Genomic DNA, 15830 nt, shown 5'->3' with positions numbered 1-15830 from the left:
CCCATCAGCTAGCCGCATTTCTTTTGTTCCTGCAATTTTGCAGAAAAATCCGTATAATCCCGCCTCGTTTTAAATTTTGAAGAAATACGCGATATGAGCAAAGGCTACTCCTGTGTCGGGTTATTCAACCCAAAAACTCCTGAAAATGTTGGTTCGGTAATGCGGGCTGCAGGCTGCTACGGCGTGAACTCGGTGTTTTACACAGGGACACGTTATGACCTTGCCAAAAAGTTTTGCACTGATACCAAAAACGTCTATCAGGATATTCCGCTGATCGGGGTTCAGGACCTAAAAGATATCATTCCGCATGATTGCGTGCCTGTTGCCGTCGATTTAATCGAAGGGGCAAAACCGCTGCCCGACTACAAACACCCGAAGCGCGCCTTTTATATTTTCGGTCCGGAAGACAACACGCTGAAAAAAGAGATCACCGATTTTTGCCGTGAAACAATTTACGTACCGACCACAGGCTGTATGAACCTGGCTGCTGCCGTTAATGTTATCCTCTATGACCGTATGGCAAAGGGCGACAATTTCTCTAACCACAAATAAATTGCCCTCTATTTATACAGCAAGTGATAGACTGCAAACGGAATAATCAAGCCCTCTTGGTTATTCCGCACGGATAGAGTCAGTGTTCAAGCGGCACTTCCCAGGCCTGCCTGACTATTTCCTTGGCGTTATGATTGATTAAATCACCATGAGAAATAATCACTCGCTCAAAATCCCAGTTCAGTATCTGCAATAAAGACTGCCTTGCTGCAACTTTATCCTTCCAGCCTAACTGATATTCAGGCGCAGGCTTGGGATGATTCCACATTCGAAAAATCAGCTTCCACCAAAACTTCAGCCCCCATCCAACCCCTTTCGTTTTATCGCCAATGTTTTCAATAAGATCGACCAGGATGAGCGTTCGACTCGGCTTGTGGAAAAAAGCGACCTCCCACATATATTTAGCCCCACGCACCAATACCTGGTCGAAATCATCAACCCAACAATCAGGGACCTTGTCGCACAGGAACTCACTGAATTGCAAATCCGGCGCTTTCTGTTCAACACCCGGACAAATCATAGTTTGCGCTAACGGGTATGTATCCTGTGTGGAAACAACATGCTGGTAATGATACGAGCCCGGAGCAACGATATACGCAACCTCTCCCAACTGATCAAGCTGCGCTTTCAATGCCGGACTGATATGGCAAGGCGAATGCAAGAGCAGCCGATCATCTATAAGGCGAATCACGGTCATCCGTGAGAAGAAATCTAAACCGGCGTAATGTACCGGATAGTCAATTGTCCATATCCTATCTCGGGTATGTTCGGTCAGTAGCATGCTCATATCACTTCTCCGGCTTATTCAGGAAAAGTCTAGCACTTACAACTTTGTCACACTCAGCCAGCCTTTCATGCTGGAACGGTAACAATGACCAGGCCATTGTCACTTGTTGTAACAACACCTGAAAATATAGGTACACAACTGGTGCACGTGGCCTAACCGAACTAGACTTAATCCGATTCAACTATGGGTCACAACACCAGACTCAAACTACACGGAGAATTATCACGAAGCGTTCGGTAAACAATCTGCAACGTCTACCACAAAGATAAGCAACCTGTATATGGGTCATTTCCTAGCAGATTATCTTATCTCATTGGTAACCTTGTGGTTTTATTGAGCGTTTGAGCTGGAAATATAGAAAAGACGGAGCAAAAACAAGCAAATGTTCATTTTATAGTGCATGGGCTCTGTAATCTTTGTTTGAATCAGTGATATACTCCCCCACCGAATAGTGACAGTAATTGTTTATAGAGAAAAACAATGGCAGATTTATCTAAATACAGAAACATTGGTATTTTCGCGCACGTTGATGCGGGTAAAACCACCACTACTGAGCGTATCCTTAAGCTTACTGGTCAAATCCACAAGACTGGTGAAGTACACGACGGCGAATCAACTACTGACTTCATGGAGCAGGAAGCTGAGCGTGGTATTACAATCCAGTCTGCAGCAGTTAGCTGTTTCTGGAACGACCACCGTCTAAACGTTATCGATACTCCTGGACACGTTGACTTCACAGTTGAAGTTTACCGTTCACTTAAAGTACTTGATGGTGGTATCGGTGTATTCTGTGGTTCTGGTGGTGTTGAGCCTCAGTCAGAAACTAACTGGCGTTACGCGAACGAATCAGAAGTTGCTCGTCTGATCTTCGTTAACAAACTAGACCGTATGGGTGCAGATTTCTTTAACGTTGTTGACCAGGTTAAGAACGTTCTAGGTGCTAACCCACTAGTTATGACTCTACCAATCGGTCGCGAAGATGACTTCGTTGGTGTTGTTGATGTACTAAACCGTCAAGCTTACGTTTGGGATGACACAGGTCTTCCAGAAAACTACGAAATCAAAGAAATCCCAGCGGATATGGTTGATGACGTAGAAACTTACCGTGAAGAGCTTGTTGAAACTGCTGTTGAGCAGGACGACGACCTAATGGAAGCTTACATGGAAGGTGAAGAGCCTTCTATCGAAGACCTTAAGCGTTGTATCCGTAAAGGTACTCGTGACCTAGCGTTCTTCCCAACTTTCTGTGGTTCTGCATTCAAAAACAAAGGTATGCAGCTAATCCTTGACGCAGTTGTTGATTACCTACCAGCTCCGACTGAAGTTGATCCACAGCCGCTAACAGATCCAGAAACTGGTGAGCCAACTGGTGAAGTTGCACTAGTTGACGAAAAAGAGCCTCTACGTGCTCTAGCGTTCAAAATTATGGACGACCGTTTCGGTGCCCTAACATTCATCCGTATCTACTCAGGTGTGATGAACAAAGGTGACACAATCCTTAACAGCGCAACTGGTAAGACTGAGCGTATCGGCCGTATGGTTGAAATGCAGGCTGACGAGCGTAACGAACTGACTTCTGCACAAGCTGGTGACATCATCGCTGTTGTAGGTATGAAGAACGTTCAGACTGGTCACACTCTATGTGATGTTAAGCACGAGTGTACTCTTGAGCCAATGATCTTCCCTGAGCCAGTAATCTCAATCGCAGTTGCTCCTAAGGACAAAGGCGGTTCTGAGAAGATGGGTATCGCTATCGGTAAGATGGTTGCAGAAGATCCATCATTCCAGGTTGAGACTGACGAAGATTCAGGTGAAACTATCCTGAAAGGTATGGGTGAACTTCACCTAGACATCAAAGTTGACATCCTTAAGCGTACTTACGGTGTTGACCTAATCGTTGGTCAGCCACAGGTTGCTTACCGTGAAACTATCACTCAGCCTGTTGAAGATAGCTACACGCACAAGAAGCAGTCTGGTGGTTCTGGTCAGTTCGGTAAGATCGACTACCGTATCAAACCAGGTGAGCCAAACTCAGGCTTCACGTTCTCTTCAACTGTTGTTGGTGGTAACGTACCTAAAGAATTCTGGCCTGCAATCGAGAAAGGTTTTGCTGGCATGATGGACACTGGTGTTCTAGCTGGTTTCCCTGTTCTTGACGTTGAAGTTGAACTATTCGACGGTGGCTTCCACGCAGTCGATTCATCTGCAGTAGCATTCGAAATCGCAGCGAAAGGTGCATTCCGTCAGTCTATGCCTAAAGCAGGTGCACAGCTTCTTGAGCCTGTGATGCACGTAGACGTGTTCACTCCAGAAGATCACGTTGGTGATGTTATCGGTGACCTTAACCGTCGTCGTGGTATGATCAAAGATCAGATGGCTGGTACTACTGGTGTTCGTATTAAAGCAGACGTTCCTCTATCAGAAATGTTCGGCTACATCGGTACTCTACGTACAATGACTTCTGGTCGTGGTCAGTTCTCTATGGAGTTCTCACACTACGCACCATGTCCTGCAAACGTTGCTGAAGCAGTAATCGCAGAGCAGAAAGAAAAAGACGGTAAGAAGTAATTTTTAAATTACTTTAACCTATCGATAACCCCAGTTACCTCGGTAACTGGGGTTATTTTTTATCTGTACCTAAAGAAAAATGCATATAGGATATGAGCGCAAGAACTACTTCAATGATGTTTTGGTGCGACTTCTTGATTACTCCCACTGCACTCAGCGAGATAGCGCATAATGCCGTATTGCTGTAGCCACCTAAGCTGCTCCGGCCGCTTTACCAGAAACCTGCCGCTGTAGTTCAGTGCGTTTGCAAACACCCCTTCGATATTATTGATTCTCCTCGGCAGTACCAGCATCCAGCGCTCTGTCAGTAAGATATTGTAAGGGAGGCACTTCCCTTCATCATCAATCAGCGACAACACCTCCAATGCATCCAGGTAATGCTGATACAACTCATCTGCACTCGGCCTTGAGAGTAAAAACAAACAATGCCTGAAAGGCAGAGAGCCTGACATTATGAGTGATTCGAGCGGTATATCGGCTTTTACCACCTGCATATGACGATGCGGCTGGCTAGCGCCAGCTAGGGGACCGCTATTATAAAAGCCCAAGACATCCCTATCATCGAAGCCCAATAACCAGGCTTTAAAATCCGCCAGACACAGCTGAGAGGTTTGAGGGATAAATGTTTTGGAGCAAATTAGCAAATGAGGTGATAAGACAGGAAACTTATTGAGCAGGCAAACATGATGCTCTCCGGCTTCTCCGACATACATAGACGGCTCATAGGGCAGAAACGGGTTCGCTTGCGGTGCTTTCGCTATCGGCTTTTTACTGGCGTTAGGCGTCACAACATACCCAAGGTAATCGACTCCCTGCTCCGTGATCACTTCAGCTTCTGTTGTTATTGGCATCAAGAGGTTATCAGCGAGTGCTTGCTGGGTCACTTGCTCAGCGACATTCCAAAACATTGACTCTCCTTATCTGAAAACGAAACAGATATAAAAGGCTACAGCAAACTGCCTATTTTTCAACCGTGTGTATTGCTTAGTTTACACTTCAAATCAGATGTCGGTAGCTCCGAATCCTGTGCCTCTATAGCAGCACGCAATAAAAGTTTGTATGATCAAGTTGTTGAATGAGAACAGCTTCCCACCCTATTCCCATGCTCTACTCCAAAGGGAAGCTGGATAAATCTTTGTTCGGTCACTCAAAGTTTATCAGCTCGGCGCATGTTCGTTCGGTCAAACAAGCATGCTCTCTTCATATTCAACGACTATCTCTGAAAATAAAAAGGCGTTTACCGTCTGGTAAACGCCCTTTTGCTGTACTCATAAAATGCTAATCAATGAAGCGCTTAGATTAGTTCAGCAGCCAACAAGAAACAGCCAAACAAAAAGCTCATCCCCAATGCAAGCTGGCCACCGCCGGCCTGGTAATACTCGACCGCGTCTTCCTGAACACTTTGCAGCTTACGCACTTTGATAGTCATCGCCATCGGCACAAAAATCGCCAGGAAAACAAGAATAATGCCGGCATAGCCCAGTACTGCCAGGAACTGATCAGCAGCCCATAGGGCTCCCATCAGAGGCAGGATGAATGTCAGTACATAAGTGACCGCCCTGTTCTGTTTGAAGGCATCCGAATTTTGATCAAATAGCGCCATAGCCACACCCAGAAACGACGTCAGCAGCGCAAGACCAGTAAAGACAGATAGCACCAGCTTGATCATGTCATGCTCAGCACCCAGTGTCGCAATGAGCTCAGAGACGTTTGCAAAAGAAGTCATCTGTTCAGCTGACAAGTTACCCATCGCAGCGTACAGCCAGAACAGGTAACTAACCAGCGGTATGCAGGAGCCACCGATAATCATGTTACGAAGCTGCTTGTGCGTGGCATTTTCGTTGTAAGTCACCAGAGACGGGATAACCACAACGAAACCAAAGCTGGTAAACAGCACCGAACTTGTTTTGATCAGATCAACCTTGCTATCACTGGAAGCTTCCAAAAGGTTTGCCACAGAAATAGTCGGTACCAGTGATACCAATGTCAGCCCCAGCATTACCACCATAATGGCGAACAGCACCCGATTGAGCTTATCGACCGCCGCTGTACCGGCAGCAACAACGATACCGGCAATTAACGCAAAGGCGATTTGACACTGCATCATCGTCAGCTCAACGCCCAGACCGCTCATCATTTTCTTAACCAGATCACCGGCACCAATGATGTAAGCCATCAACAGACAAACCAGCAAAGCATATAGAAGCCCGTTTGTAACTACCTGACCACCCTTGCCCAACGTTTTGCGGGCAATGGTGTTCATTCCCAAACCACCACCAGCTTTAATACTGGCTTCTAAAAGCAGCAAGGCCGCATAGGTCGTACCGGACCAGATGAAGAGCATCATTAAGGTGCCCCATAACAGTCCGAATTGTGCCAATACCATCGGGATTGCCAGCATTCCCGCACCCAGCGCCGTACCCGCAACGATCAGCGCACTACCCAATAACTTCAAGTTCACAACAAATATCTCTGAAAAATAGATCGACTCTGCTAGAGGATTTCCCATTAGCAGTACTTAAACACTGTCTATTTGGCAATCTCACTTATTCTTAGCTGTGGTCAGCAGCCAAACTAACGGCAATACATACAAACTTTTGGCAAAGTTGTTGTAAAACAGTCTATAAAGAAAGATTGTCCCCAAAGGACAGACAAGAATTATTAGCTAAAAAAGCTAAATCGCGAATAGGCAAAAAAACCGTCGTGCTGAGAGGCGAAGGCAGAAGAGCTGGCAGAATGTTGGCGAGAGGATGTCGCAGCGTTCGACGCTGACGATAAGCAGTCTATGGCTAAATGTGACAGCCCTGCTGTATTAAGTTTCATTTATCGTACTCCAAAAAACGATATTTCCCTGCTAGTAAGGATAATCATCCGTTAATTATCCTATTTTTGTTCGGTCATTTAGCAACTTAAAGTTCTAACAGAAAAATCACAACAACCATATATGGAATCTTTGATCTCATATATGGTTGCATGATTTTCAATGAGCAGATTCTAATGAGAAATAAGGAAATCCCTTCCGGACAATTGTCATCCGAATAGGATTTGAAGAAGGCATCGTATTGGCGTCACTGGGCGCTCGCGTCAGTCGCGACAAGCATTAAGCGGTTAAATGGGCCAGGACAGACACTGATATGGCTACCGTCATCAAACTGAATGCCATCATAGTAGTCAGCGCCCCACTTAACCCGGGTAAACCTTGCATAACGGGCTTTAGTGTACACCGCTTCCAGTGCATTAAGTGCCCCATCCGTTTTTGCCTGAAGCAAAATGGCAGGGCTTAGCAACTTTTCAGCTACAGATTTTACGGCAACAGTCATCCTAACCTCCTGTACACCCTCGAACATATTGTTCTTTTACCAAATCCTTACGCAGTTGCAACCTTGCGCTATACCGACCGGACAAAAAACACCCAAGATAAACGTTAATTACTTCACAGTGGGATCCGTGTCTCCATGAACAAGGTTTTCATCAACAACCACGTCAACACCACCACTTGTCACAAAGCTAGATACCGCCAGTTGCTGCATGTCCATTGATGCTTTCACTTCCGCCATGTCAAATTGATCATCACCCGGCAACGACGGCACTCCCTCGTTGTTATCTTTCCCGTCATAGGAAACTGCCCCCTCATAAGGGAACAGGTAGGTTCCATGGCCACCGTGCTTAACCCGAATAGCGCCTTTAATGAGCTCCGAGCCATCTTCAATTGACTGCGAAATTGGATCAAGATCCAAATGGCGGATTAGAGGCTCGGTTCCTGCTGATTCTTTCCACCCTGTGATACCGTGGACAAAAATAGAGTTCAAATCAACCATTCCCCACCCCAATAACCATCCAAATAGCCCATCTAATAACAGGCTAGCAGATTATTTCATCTGGCATCATTTATCCGTTTTACGAGGGCAAGATTTGAGAATCAAATCCTTCTGCCCAAAATTGAACAGATTGCATATTCTTTCAAGATTATAGCGGCCATAAAGATGTAATATTCCTTCACAATATGCGCATCAAAATCAACCCAAATCACATAAGCTATTGATTTTCAATTGCATACCCCTTTAGAGGTATTCAAGGTCGTAGTTGATTTACGTCATATTTATTCACAATCTGACTTATTACTATTGCCTCAGAATTAACGCCTGTTGTTAAGAGGATCTTATGAGCAAAGTCAGATTGGCGATTATCGGTAACGGTATGGTCGGCCATCGCTATATCGAAGAACTAGTCGATAAAGCAGACATGGAAAACTATGAAGTAACAGTTTTCTGTGAAGAACCACGAAAAGCTTATGACAGGGTTCACCTGTCTTCGTATTTCTCCCACCACACTGCCGACGAGCTTTCATTGGTCAAGGAAGGCTTCTACGAGAAACATGGCATCAAGGTTCTAATCGGTGAACGTGCTATCACCATCAACCGCGCTCAAAAAATCATCCACTCCAGCACAGGACGCGAAGTTCAATACGACAAGCTCATCATGGCCACCGGCTCCTACCCTTGGGTTCCACCAATCAAAGGCAATGAAAGCAAGGACTGCTTTGTATACCGCACCATCGAAGATCTCAAAACTATTGAAGCCACAGCAAAACGCAGTAAAAGCGGTGTGGTTGTCGGCGGTGGCTTGCTTGGCCTTGAAGCAGCAGGCGCCCTCAAAGCATTGGGCGTAGAAACCCATGTTGTCGAGTTTGCTCCTGTGCTAATGGCTGAGCAGCTAGATCCTCAGGGCGGTGAGCAACTTCGCAAGAAAATTGAAAAACTCGGAGTGAATGTTCACACCGGCAAAAATACCAAAGAGATTGTTGCGGAAGGCACCAATGGCCGTAACACCATGCAGTTTGCAGACGGCACCTCGCTAGAAGTTGACTTCATCGTTTTCTCAACCGGTATCCGTCCTCAGGATAAGCTGGCCATGCAGTGCGGACTGGCAACCGGCCGTCGCGGCGGTATTGCCATCAACGACCAGTGCATTACTTCTGACGAAGATGTCTACGCCATTGGTGAGTGCGCTTCATGGAATGAAAAATTTTACGGTCTGGTCGCACCGGGTTACAAAATGGCCCAGGTTGCTGTCAGTCACCTGATTGGCGAAGAAAACGCATTCGAAGACGCGGACATGAGTGCCAAGCTCAAGCTGCTCGGCGTTAAAGTCGGAAGCATCGGCGATGCCAATGGCCGTACTCCTGACAGCAAGAGTTATGTCTATCTCGACGAAAACGAAGAAGTGTATAAGCGCATTATCGTTTCCGAAGACGGTAAAAAGCTGCTGGGTGCCGTACTGGTTGGCGATACCTCTGACTACGGCGACCTGCTTCAGCTGATGCTAAACGAAATCGACCTGCCAGAGCACCCTGACACGCTGATCCTACCGGCACATGCAGGTGCTGAAAAACCGGCCCTAGGCCCGGACGCACTCCCTGAAAGTGCTGTTATCTGTTCTTGCTTTGATGTTACCAAAGGCAAGATCGCGCAAGCGGTTGCTGATGGTCACCACACAATGGCTGACATCAAGGCCGTTACCGGTGCAGGCACTGGCTGTGGCGGTTGTATCCCACTGGTTACCTCTGTTTTGAACGCTGAACTGGCAAAAACCGGCATCGAAGTGAAAAACGATGTCTGTGAACACTTTGCCTACTCGCGCCAGGAGCTCTTCCACCTGATCCGCGTTGAAGAAATCAAAACATTCGACGAATTGCTGGAGAAATACGGCAAGGGTTACGGCTGTGAAGTGTGTAAACCTCTGGTTGGTTCGATTCTGGCGTCTTGCTGGGGTGAACACATCCTCAAGCCACAACTGGTCAAACTGCACGATACCAACGACAACTTCCTGGGCAACATTCAAAAAGACGGCACCTACTCGGTCATTCCGCGTATGGCAGGCGGTGAAGTTACACCACAAGCGCTGGCAGAACTGGCCAATGTGGCGGCAGAATACAACCTGTACACCAAGGTAACAGGTGCCCAGCGTATCGGCTTGTTCGGTGCCCAAAAAGATGACCTGCCAGCAATCTGGCGCAAGCTTATCAACGCGGGCTTCGAAACCGGTCAGGCCTACGCTAAAGCGCTGCGCATGGCGAAAACCTGTGTTGGCTCGACCTGGTGCCGATACGGCGTACAAGATTCTGTCGGGCTGGGTTCATATATCGAGAACCGCTACAAAGGCATCCGTACTCCTCACAAGATGAAGTTTGGTCTATCGGGCTGCACCCGTGAATGTGCTGAAGCACAGGGTAAAGATCTGGGCATCATCGCTACAGACGCCGGCTGGAATATGTATGTCTGTGGTAACGGCGGTATGAAACCTCGCCACGCTGATCTACTCGCCACCGACCTGGACCACGAAACTCTGATCAAATACATCGACCGCTTCATGATGTTCTATATCCGCACGGCAGCGCCGTTACAGCGCACATCGGTATGGATGGATAACATGGAAGGCGGAGTTGACTATCTGCGCGAAGTTATCGTCGAAGACAAACTTGGCATCAATGCGCAGCTGGAAGCCGATGTTGCCCGTCTGGCTGACGAATTCCGCTGTGAGTGGAAAGACACCATTGAAGACGAATCACAACTGACTCGCTTTGCACACTTCATCAACTCAGATTTGCGTGACGATAACGTCGTGTTTGTTTCTGAGCGTGACCAACACCGTCCGGCTGCGTTCAACGAAAAACACCCTGAGGCCAAAGGCGACATCCTACACGTGGAACTGGAGAACTAATCATGGCTTATGAAAAAGTTTGCGATATCACCGACATCACACCTGGAACCGGTGTTTGTGCCCTAATCAATGGGCAGCAGGTAGCGGTGTTCCGCCCAAGTGACGCTGAGCAGGTTTTTGCCATCAGCAACATGGACCCGTTTGCCCGTTCCAATGTGCTATCACGCGGCTTGATTTGTGAGCACCAGGGCGAGCTTTGGGTAGCCAGCCCGCTAAAGAAGCAGCGCTTCAACCTGGCCACAGGTATGTGCATGGAAGATGAGCGCTTCAATATCAAAGCGTTTAAAGCTCGTGTGACTGGCAGCAAAGTAGAGATTGCTGCTTAAGGTAACCATCGCCGAGATTTAATAGCTAAAAGGCTTCTTGCTCCGAACTGATTTTTTACGGAGAAGAAGGTGAGGTTAAGGGAGCCTTTGTCTATTCAATCTTAACTTTTTATTTTTAAACTTTTGATAATAAGGATTATTATGTCTTATAACAAACCTGCTGAGTTCGTTCAGACGATGATCGACACTGGCGAAGCGAAAGTGCGTACATCTACGCGTGACCTGGTCTTACGTGGCATGATGGCAGGTATTATCCTTTCTCTTGCCGTTGTTGTCGCCATAACAACTATCGTACAAACCGGTGTAGGAATTGTCGGAGCGCTGGTCTTCCCGGTCGGCTTTTGTATTCTGAGCCTAATGGGTTACGACCTGCTGACAGGTGTTTTCGGTCTTGCACCACTGGCTAAACTTGAAAACCGCAAAGGCATCACCTGGAGTCGTATCCTGCGCTGTTGGGGCTATGTTGGCCTGGGCAACCTTATCGGTTCACTGCTTGTTGCCTTCCTTGTTGCCCTGACGTTCACAATGAACTTCAGTGTCGAAGCTGGTGCCGTCGGTCAAAAATTCATTGCCGCCGCCACAGCACGTACTGTGGGTTACGCCGAGCATGGAATGGATGGCTGGATCACCGTATTCGTTAAAGGCATTCTTTGTAACTTAATGGTTTGTCTGGGTGTTATTGGTAACATGACAGCTCGCTCTGTCGCTGGCAAAATTGCAGCAATGTGGTTACCAATCTTTATCTTCTTCGCGCTAGTCTTTGAGCACGCCGTTGTGAATATGTTCCTGTTCCCACTAGGCATGATGCTAGGCGCTGATTTCGGTGTGGCAACCTGGCTGAACTGGAACCTTATCCCGACAGTGCTGGGTAACCTGGTTGGTGGCCTTCTATTCACCTGTGTGCCGCTGTACCTGACTCATGCTAAAACAGCACCGGCTGTTGATGTAGAAAACGATGCAGAGATCCACGCAGAACCTGCATTTAGCACTAAATAATTACCGAGTTTGGCCCTGTGCAGACTGTACAGGGTCAGTCTTAACTTTCGCCATGTATTGTATTGTTTTGGCTATAAAAAGTAATAACTCCTTAGGATAGTTTGCCGAGTTCTACTCTTTATACCCAAATTTGAACTGATAGGCGTTGCTATGACTATTCACACATCGTTAAACAACGGTTTTGTTTCCCTTGTTGGTGCGGGGCCGGGTGATCCAGACTTGCTTACCGTCAAGGGCCACCGGGTGATTCAGCAAGCTGATGTCGTGGTTTACGACCGTCTGGTATCAACGGAAATTTTAGCGCTGGCCAGCCCTGATGCCGAAATGATTTATGTCGGTAAGAAGCTAGACTATCACTGCGTTCCCCAAGACCAGATCAACCAGATCCTGGTTGACAAAGCGCAAGCTGGAAAGCGTGTCGTTCGGCTAAAAGGCGGAGACTCTTTTATCTTCGGCCGTGGTGGCGAGGAACTGGAAGAACTGGCCAAGCATGGCATCAAATACGAAGTTGTTCCGGGCATCACAGCAGCGGCAGGGGCAACCGCTTATGCGGGGATCCCTCTGACACACCGAGACCACGCACAGAGTGTTCAGTTTATTACTGGTCACGTACAAAAAGATGGCCGTGAAATTGAGTGGACATCACTGGCACAGTCTAATAATACGCTGGTGTTCTATATGGGACTCAAGCAAAGTGGCCATATTAGCGACAAGCTGATCACGCACGGTTTATCCGCAGACACCCCTTGTACGATTATCGAGAACGGCACTCGTAAAGAGCAGCGTGTACTTACATGTAGTTTGGCTAACCTGCCGGTAGTGGCAAAAAGCGCCCAAAGCCCGGCCTTGATTGTTATCGGCAGCGTGACGACATTGAGCGAATCATTGCAGTGGTTCAATCAGGAGTAATCGAGTTAGTTTGGTAATTATTTTTTTGGTGGGAAGGGCACTTAATTGTGCCCTTTTACTGATTTCTATACCGTCTTAGCTTCGCGCAGTAACTCTAACCTCTTCAGGCTTAGCCTTGCCGTACTTATTGACTGCTAAATTAGCAATCACCATACCCAACAGCATTGCAGCGATAAACACCAGCATCGACGGGTTCAGGCCTGAGATTGATGTTACAGCCGGTCCAGGACAAATCCCGGCAATCCCCCAGCCTAAACCAAACATTGCTGCACCGCCCACCAGCTTCTTATCAATCATACGATTCTCTGACAATTGAAATCGTTCGCTGCATACAGGGGCGGCACGTTTCTTTATCACCAGTAGATAGATCGGCATGAACACCGCCAATGCACCACCCATCACAAACATCAGGCTCGGATCCCATGCGCCGGTAATATCTAAAAACCCAATAACCCGGTGCGGGTCAACCATGCCCGAAATCATCATGCCCATACCGAACAAGACACCGGATACAAGGGCAACGAAAAGTGAGGCAATTGCCTGTGATGACTTTTTCATTATCAATCTCCGAATAAAGGCCATTAAAGCAAATGCATGCGAACGAACACGGTCGCAATAGCAACTGCCATAAATACACATGTGGCGACAATCGATCGGCCAGACAAACGTCCCATCCCGCAAATACCGTGGCCGCTGGTGCATCCGTTACCTATTTTGGTTCCTATGCCGACCAGCAATCCTGCGATGCCTACCCAAAAGAAAGAGCTGACGGGCAAGACTTCTGGCAATTCAAACCCAATTTGAGCGGCCAGCAGACCACTTGATATCATCCCTATGACAAACAGCACCCGCCATAACACCTCACCTCTTACCGGTTTTAGCAGGCCTGATACAATCCCGCTGATCCCGGCGACCCTGCCGCTAAACATCAACAATAAGCTGGCAGACAACCCTAACAGCATGCCTCCAAACAAGGCATCCCACGGTATTTCAAACCCCATCACAACCTCCTACTCTCTCAATTCGTTCGACTCCCGCCCTCATTAAATTAGAGATTACTAAAGTATGACTTATAGTCAATAGTAAATTAGATAAATTTAAATTAGACATTGCTAATTGATGGTTTTATAGTGATATCCAATGCTAGAAACAAGACGAAGCCGTAATGACTTTCAGCATTGTCTAATTTTACTGGAGAGTGTAATGACCAAAATCCTCATCATCGGTGGCGTAGCTGGCGGCGCATCTGCTGCCGCCCGTGCTCGTCGTCTCAGCGAAGACGCTGAAATCATCATGTTTGAACGCGGTGAATTCGTTTCATTTGCTAATTGTGGCTTGCCATACCACATTGGTGGCGATATCAAAGATCGCAGTAAGCTGCTGCTGCAAACGCCTGAAAGCTTCCTCGCCCGCTTCAATGTCGATGTGAGGGTGATGAACGAAGTGGTCAGCATCAATCGTGCCGACAAAACGGTTACTGTCCGCAACACCCTGGATGACAGTGAGTATGTCGAAAGCTACGACTTCCTGCTACTGAGTCCCGGTGCTGCACCGATTATCCCGCCTATCCCTGGCCTTGATAACCCGCTGACCCACTCTCTGCGTAATATTCCGGACATGGATAAGATCATTAAGACGATCGAGATGAATAAGCCGGAACACGCTACCGTTGTTGGTGGCGGGTTTATCGGCCTCGAAATGATGGAAGCGTTCCACCAGCTCGGTATCAAAACCACCTTGGTCGAGATGGCCGATCAGGTCATGACACCCGTTGACAGGGAGATGGCAGGCTTTGCGCATCAAGAAATTCGCGATAAAGGCATCGATCTGCGCTTGGGTGTTGCACTCGAGTCTGTCGAGTACATCTCTGGCGGCTCTGTAGCCAACGAAGATGCCGGCGAGAGCGCTGAGCACCAGCATCTCTGTGGTGAGCTGACACTGAACCTGAATAATGGCGATACGCTAAACACTGATATCTTGATCATGGCTATCGGTGTGCGCCCGGAAACAACACTTGCTGCCGAAGCCGGTTTGAAAATCGGTGAGCTTGGCGGTATCTATACCAACGAGCATATGCAGACAAGCGATCCAGCTATTTTCGCCGTTGGTGATGCCGTAGAAGAAGCCGATTTCGTCACAGGCAACCCTACCCTTGTACCGCTTGCTGGCCCGGCAAACCGCCAGGGGCGTATGGCAGCAGACAACATGCTTGGCCGCAACGAAACTTATCAAGGTACACAAGGCACCGCGATTTGTAAGATCTTCGATCTTGCCGTTGCCTCGACCGGTAAGAATGAAAAAACACTCAAACGTGAAGGCATCCGCTTTGAAAAGGTTTACGTTCATACCGCTAGCCATGCCAGTTACTACCCCGGTGCGGAGATTGTCTCGTTTAAAATGCTGTTTGATCCTGAAACGGGCAAGATCCTTGGTGCCCAGGCAGTGGGCAAAGACGGTGTAGACAAGCGTATCGATGTGATGGCCGTGGCACAACGCGCCGGTATGACGGTTGAACAACTACAGCACCTGGAACTTACTTATGCTCCGCCTTATGGCAGTGCCAAAGATGTCATTAACCAGGCCGCTTTTGTTGCGACTAACATCATCAAGGGCGATGCCAAGCCAATTCATTTTGATGAAGTTGATAGCCTTTCCGGTAACCAGCTGCTGCTGGATGTCCGTAATCCCGCTGAACTTGAAAACGTTGGCTTTATTGAGGGCTCGATTAACATCCCGGTCGACAGTCTGCGCCATCGCATGGATGAGCTACCCAAAGACAAGGAAATCATCGTGATTTGCCAGGTAGGGTTACGGGGTAACGTTGCCTATCGTCAGCTCGTCAACAACGGCTATCAGGCACGCAACTTAATTGGCGGTTATCGTACCTATAAGTTTGCAAAAGCATAACGCAGAAGTATGCTTACCAACACCATTGCTGTACTTCTGTCGTACAGCAATGGTGGCTGGAGCAT

General features: G+C 47.7%; 14 protein-coding genes. 7 read left to right on the top strand and 7 right to left on the bottom strand.

Going from position 1 to position 15830, the window contains the following annotated elements:
- Window positions 1-93 precede the first annotated feature (93 nt).
- Window positions 94-552 (top strand): RNA methyltransferase, encoded by a 459-nt coding sequence (locus EIZ48_RS11180; RefSeq protein WP_160651078.1) that lies wholly within the window; start codon window positions 94-96, stop codon window positions 550-552.
- A 79-nt stretch (window positions 553-631) separates the two neighbouring features.
- Here EIZ48_RS11180 and EIZ48_RS11175 read toward each other — a convergent pair whose 3' ends face one another.
- On the bottom strand, window positions 632-1339 hold the full coding sequence (locus tag EIZ48_RS11175) for a DUF4336 domain-containing protein (protein WP_205298586.1): 708 nt from the start codon (window positions 1337-1339) through the stop codon (window positions 632-634).
- Window positions 1340-1819: 480 nt separating this feature from the next.
- Here EIZ48_RS11175 and fusA point away from each other — a divergent pair, with 480 nt between their 5' ends.
- The gene (gene fusA, locus EIZ48_RS11170) at window positions 1820-3907 is read left to right on the top strand and encodes an elongation factor G (protein ID WP_160651075.1); all 2088 of its coding nucleotides are present in this window, start codon (window positions 1820-1822) and stop codon (window positions 3905-3907) included.
- 110 nt (window positions 3908-4017) lie between these two features.
- On the opposite strand, the gene EIZ48_RS11165 is transcribed toward fusA, so the two are convergent.
- From EIZ48_RS11165 to EIZ48_RS11150, 4 genes are all read right to left on the bottom strand, one after another.
- Window positions 4018-4815, bottom strand: coding sequence for a DUF4922 domain-containing protein (locus tag EIZ48_RS11165; RefSeq protein WP_160651072.1), 798 nt, complete (start codon window positions 4813-4815; stop codon window positions 4018-4020).
- A 386-nt stretch (window positions 4816-5201) separates the two neighbouring features.
- Window positions 5202-6368, bottom strand: a complete 1167-nt coding sequence (locus EIZ48_RS11160; protein WP_160651070.1) for an aromatic amino acid transport family protein — start codon at window positions 6366-6368, stop codon at window positions 5202-5204.
- Window positions 6369-6975: 607 nt separating this feature from the next.
- Window positions 6976-7227, bottom strand: coding sequence for a hypothetical protein (locus tag EIZ48_RS11155; protein ID WP_160651067.1), 252 nt, complete (start codon window positions 7225-7227; stop codon window positions 6976-6978).
- 108 nt (window positions 7228-7335) lie between these two features.
- Window positions 7336-7725, bottom strand: a complete 390-nt coding sequence (locus tag EIZ48_RS11150) for a hypothetical protein (RefSeq protein ID WP_160651064.1) — start codon at window positions 7723-7725, stop codon at window positions 7336-7338.
- A 343-nt stretch (window positions 7726-8068) separates the two neighbouring features.
- On the opposite strand from EIZ48_RS11150, the gene nirB reads away from it, so the two are divergent.
- From nirB to cobA, 4 genes are all read left to right on the top strand, one after another.
- Window positions 8069-10627: a nitrite reductase large subunit NirB gene (gene nirB / locus EIZ48_RS11145; protein ID WP_160651061.1), complete on the top strand. Its 2559-nt coding sequence runs from the start codon at window positions 8069-8071 to the stop codon at window positions 10625-10627.
- A gap of 2 nt (window positions 10628-10629) precedes the next feature.
- On the top strand, window positions 10630-10953 hold the full coding sequence (gene nirD, locus EIZ48_RS11140) for a nitrite reductase small subunit NirD (RefSeq protein ID WP_160651058.1): 324 nt from the start codon (window positions 10630-10632) through the stop codon (window positions 10951-10953).
- Between the two features lie 141 nt (window positions 10954-11094).
- Complete coding sequence (locus EIZ48_RS11135; protein ID WP_160651055.1) at window positions 11095-11949, top strand: formate/nitrite transporter family protein; 855 nt, start codon at window positions 11095-11097, stop codon at window positions 11947-11949.
- A 150-nt stretch (window positions 11950-12099) separates the two neighbouring features.
- Window positions 12100-12858 carry a uroporphyrinogen-III C-methyltransferase gene (gene cobA / locus EIZ48_RS11130; protein WP_160651052.1) on the top strand — a complete coding sequence of 253 codons (759 nt, stop codon included), beginning with the start codon at window positions 12100-12102 and terminating at the stop codon, window positions 12856-12858.
- Between the two features lie 75 nt (window positions 12859-12933).
- Here the strand turns inward: cobA and EIZ48_RS11125 are convergent, their stop codons facing one another.
- Both EIZ48_RS11125 and EIZ48_RS11120 read right to left on the bottom strand, forming a co-directional pair.
- Window positions 12934-13416: a YeeE/YedE family protein gene (locus EIZ48_RS11125; protein ID WP_160651049.1), complete on the bottom strand. Its 483-nt coding sequence runs from the start codon at window positions 13414-13416 to the stop codon at window positions 12934-12936.
- A 23-nt stretch (window positions 13417-13439) separates the two neighbouring features.
- Window positions 13440-13859 (bottom strand): YeeE/YedE family protein, encoded by a 420-nt coding sequence (locus tag EIZ48_RS11120; RefSeq protein ID WP_160651046.1) that lies wholly within the window; start codon window positions 13857-13859, stop codon window positions 13440-13442.
- 202 nt (window positions 13860-14061) lie between these two features.
- On the opposite strand from EIZ48_RS11120, the gene EIZ48_RS11115 reads away from it, so the two are divergent.
- Window positions 14062-15765 carry an FAD-dependent oxidoreductase gene (locus EIZ48_RS11115; protein WP_160651043.1) on the top strand — a complete coding sequence of 568 codons (1704 nt, stop codon included), beginning with the start codon at window positions 14062-14064 and terminating at the stop codon, window positions 15763-15765.
- Window positions 15766-15830 lie beyond the last annotated feature (65 nt).

The sequence above is a fragment of the Photobacterium alginatilyticum genome (assembly GCF_009910675.1).
Taxonomy (GTDB): domain Bacteria; phylum Pseudomonadota; class Gammaproteobacteria; order Enterobacterales; family Vibrionaceae; genus Photobacterium; species Photobacterium alginatilyticum.
This window is presented reverse-complemented; position numbering and strand designations above follow the sequence as displayed.

Coding starts and splice junctions, on each gene's coding strand:
- fusA (WP_160651075.1), top strand. CDS start 1,820: ATGGCAGATTTATCTAAATACAGAAACATTGGTATTTTCGCGCACGTT.
- nirB (WP_160651061.1), top strand. CDS start 8,069: ATGAGCAAAGTCAGATTGGCGATTATCGGTAACGGTATGGTCGGCCAT.
- EIZ48_RS11155 (WP_160651067.1), bottom strand. CDS start 7,227: ATGACTGTTGCCGTAAAATCTGTAGCTGAAAAGTTGCTAAGCCCTGCC.
- EIZ48_RS11150 (WP_160651064.1), bottom strand. CDS start 7,725: ATGGTTGATTTGAACTCTATTTTTGTCCACGGTATCACAGGGTGGAAA.
- EIZ48_RS11180 (WP_160651078.1), top strand. CDS start 94: ATGAGCAAAGGCTACTCCTGTGTCGGGTTATTCAACCCAAAAACTCCT.
- nirD (WP_160651058.1), top strand. CDS start 10,630: ATGGCTTATGAAAAAGTTTGCGATATCACCGACATCACACCTGGAACC.
- cobA (WP_160651052.1), top strand. CDS start 12,100: ATGACTATTCACACATCGTTAAACAACGGTTTTGTTTCCCTTGTTGGT.
- EIZ48_RS11115 (WP_160651043.1), top strand. CDS start 14,062: ATGACCAAAATCCTCATCATCGGTGGCGTAGCTGGCGGCGCATCTGCT.
- EIZ48_RS11165 (WP_160651072.1), bottom strand. CDS start 4,815: ATGTTTTGGAATGTCGCTGAGCAAGTGACCCAGCAAGCACTCGCTGAT.
- EIZ48_RS11120 (WP_160651046.1), bottom strand. CDS start 13,859: ATGGGGTTTGAAATACCGTGGGATGCCTTGTTTGGAGGCATGCTGTTA.
- EIZ48_RS11175 (WP_205298586.1), bottom strand. CDS start 1,339: ATGAGCATGCTACTGACCGAACATACCCGAGATAGGATATGGACAATT.
- EIZ48_RS11125 (WP_160651049.1), bottom strand. CDS start 13,416: ATGAAAAAGTCATCACAGGCAATTGCCTCACTTTTCGTTGCCCTTGTA.
- EIZ48_RS11135 (WP_160651055.1), top strand. CDS start 11,095: ATGTCTTATAACAAACCTGCTGAGTTCGTTCAGACGATGATCGACACT.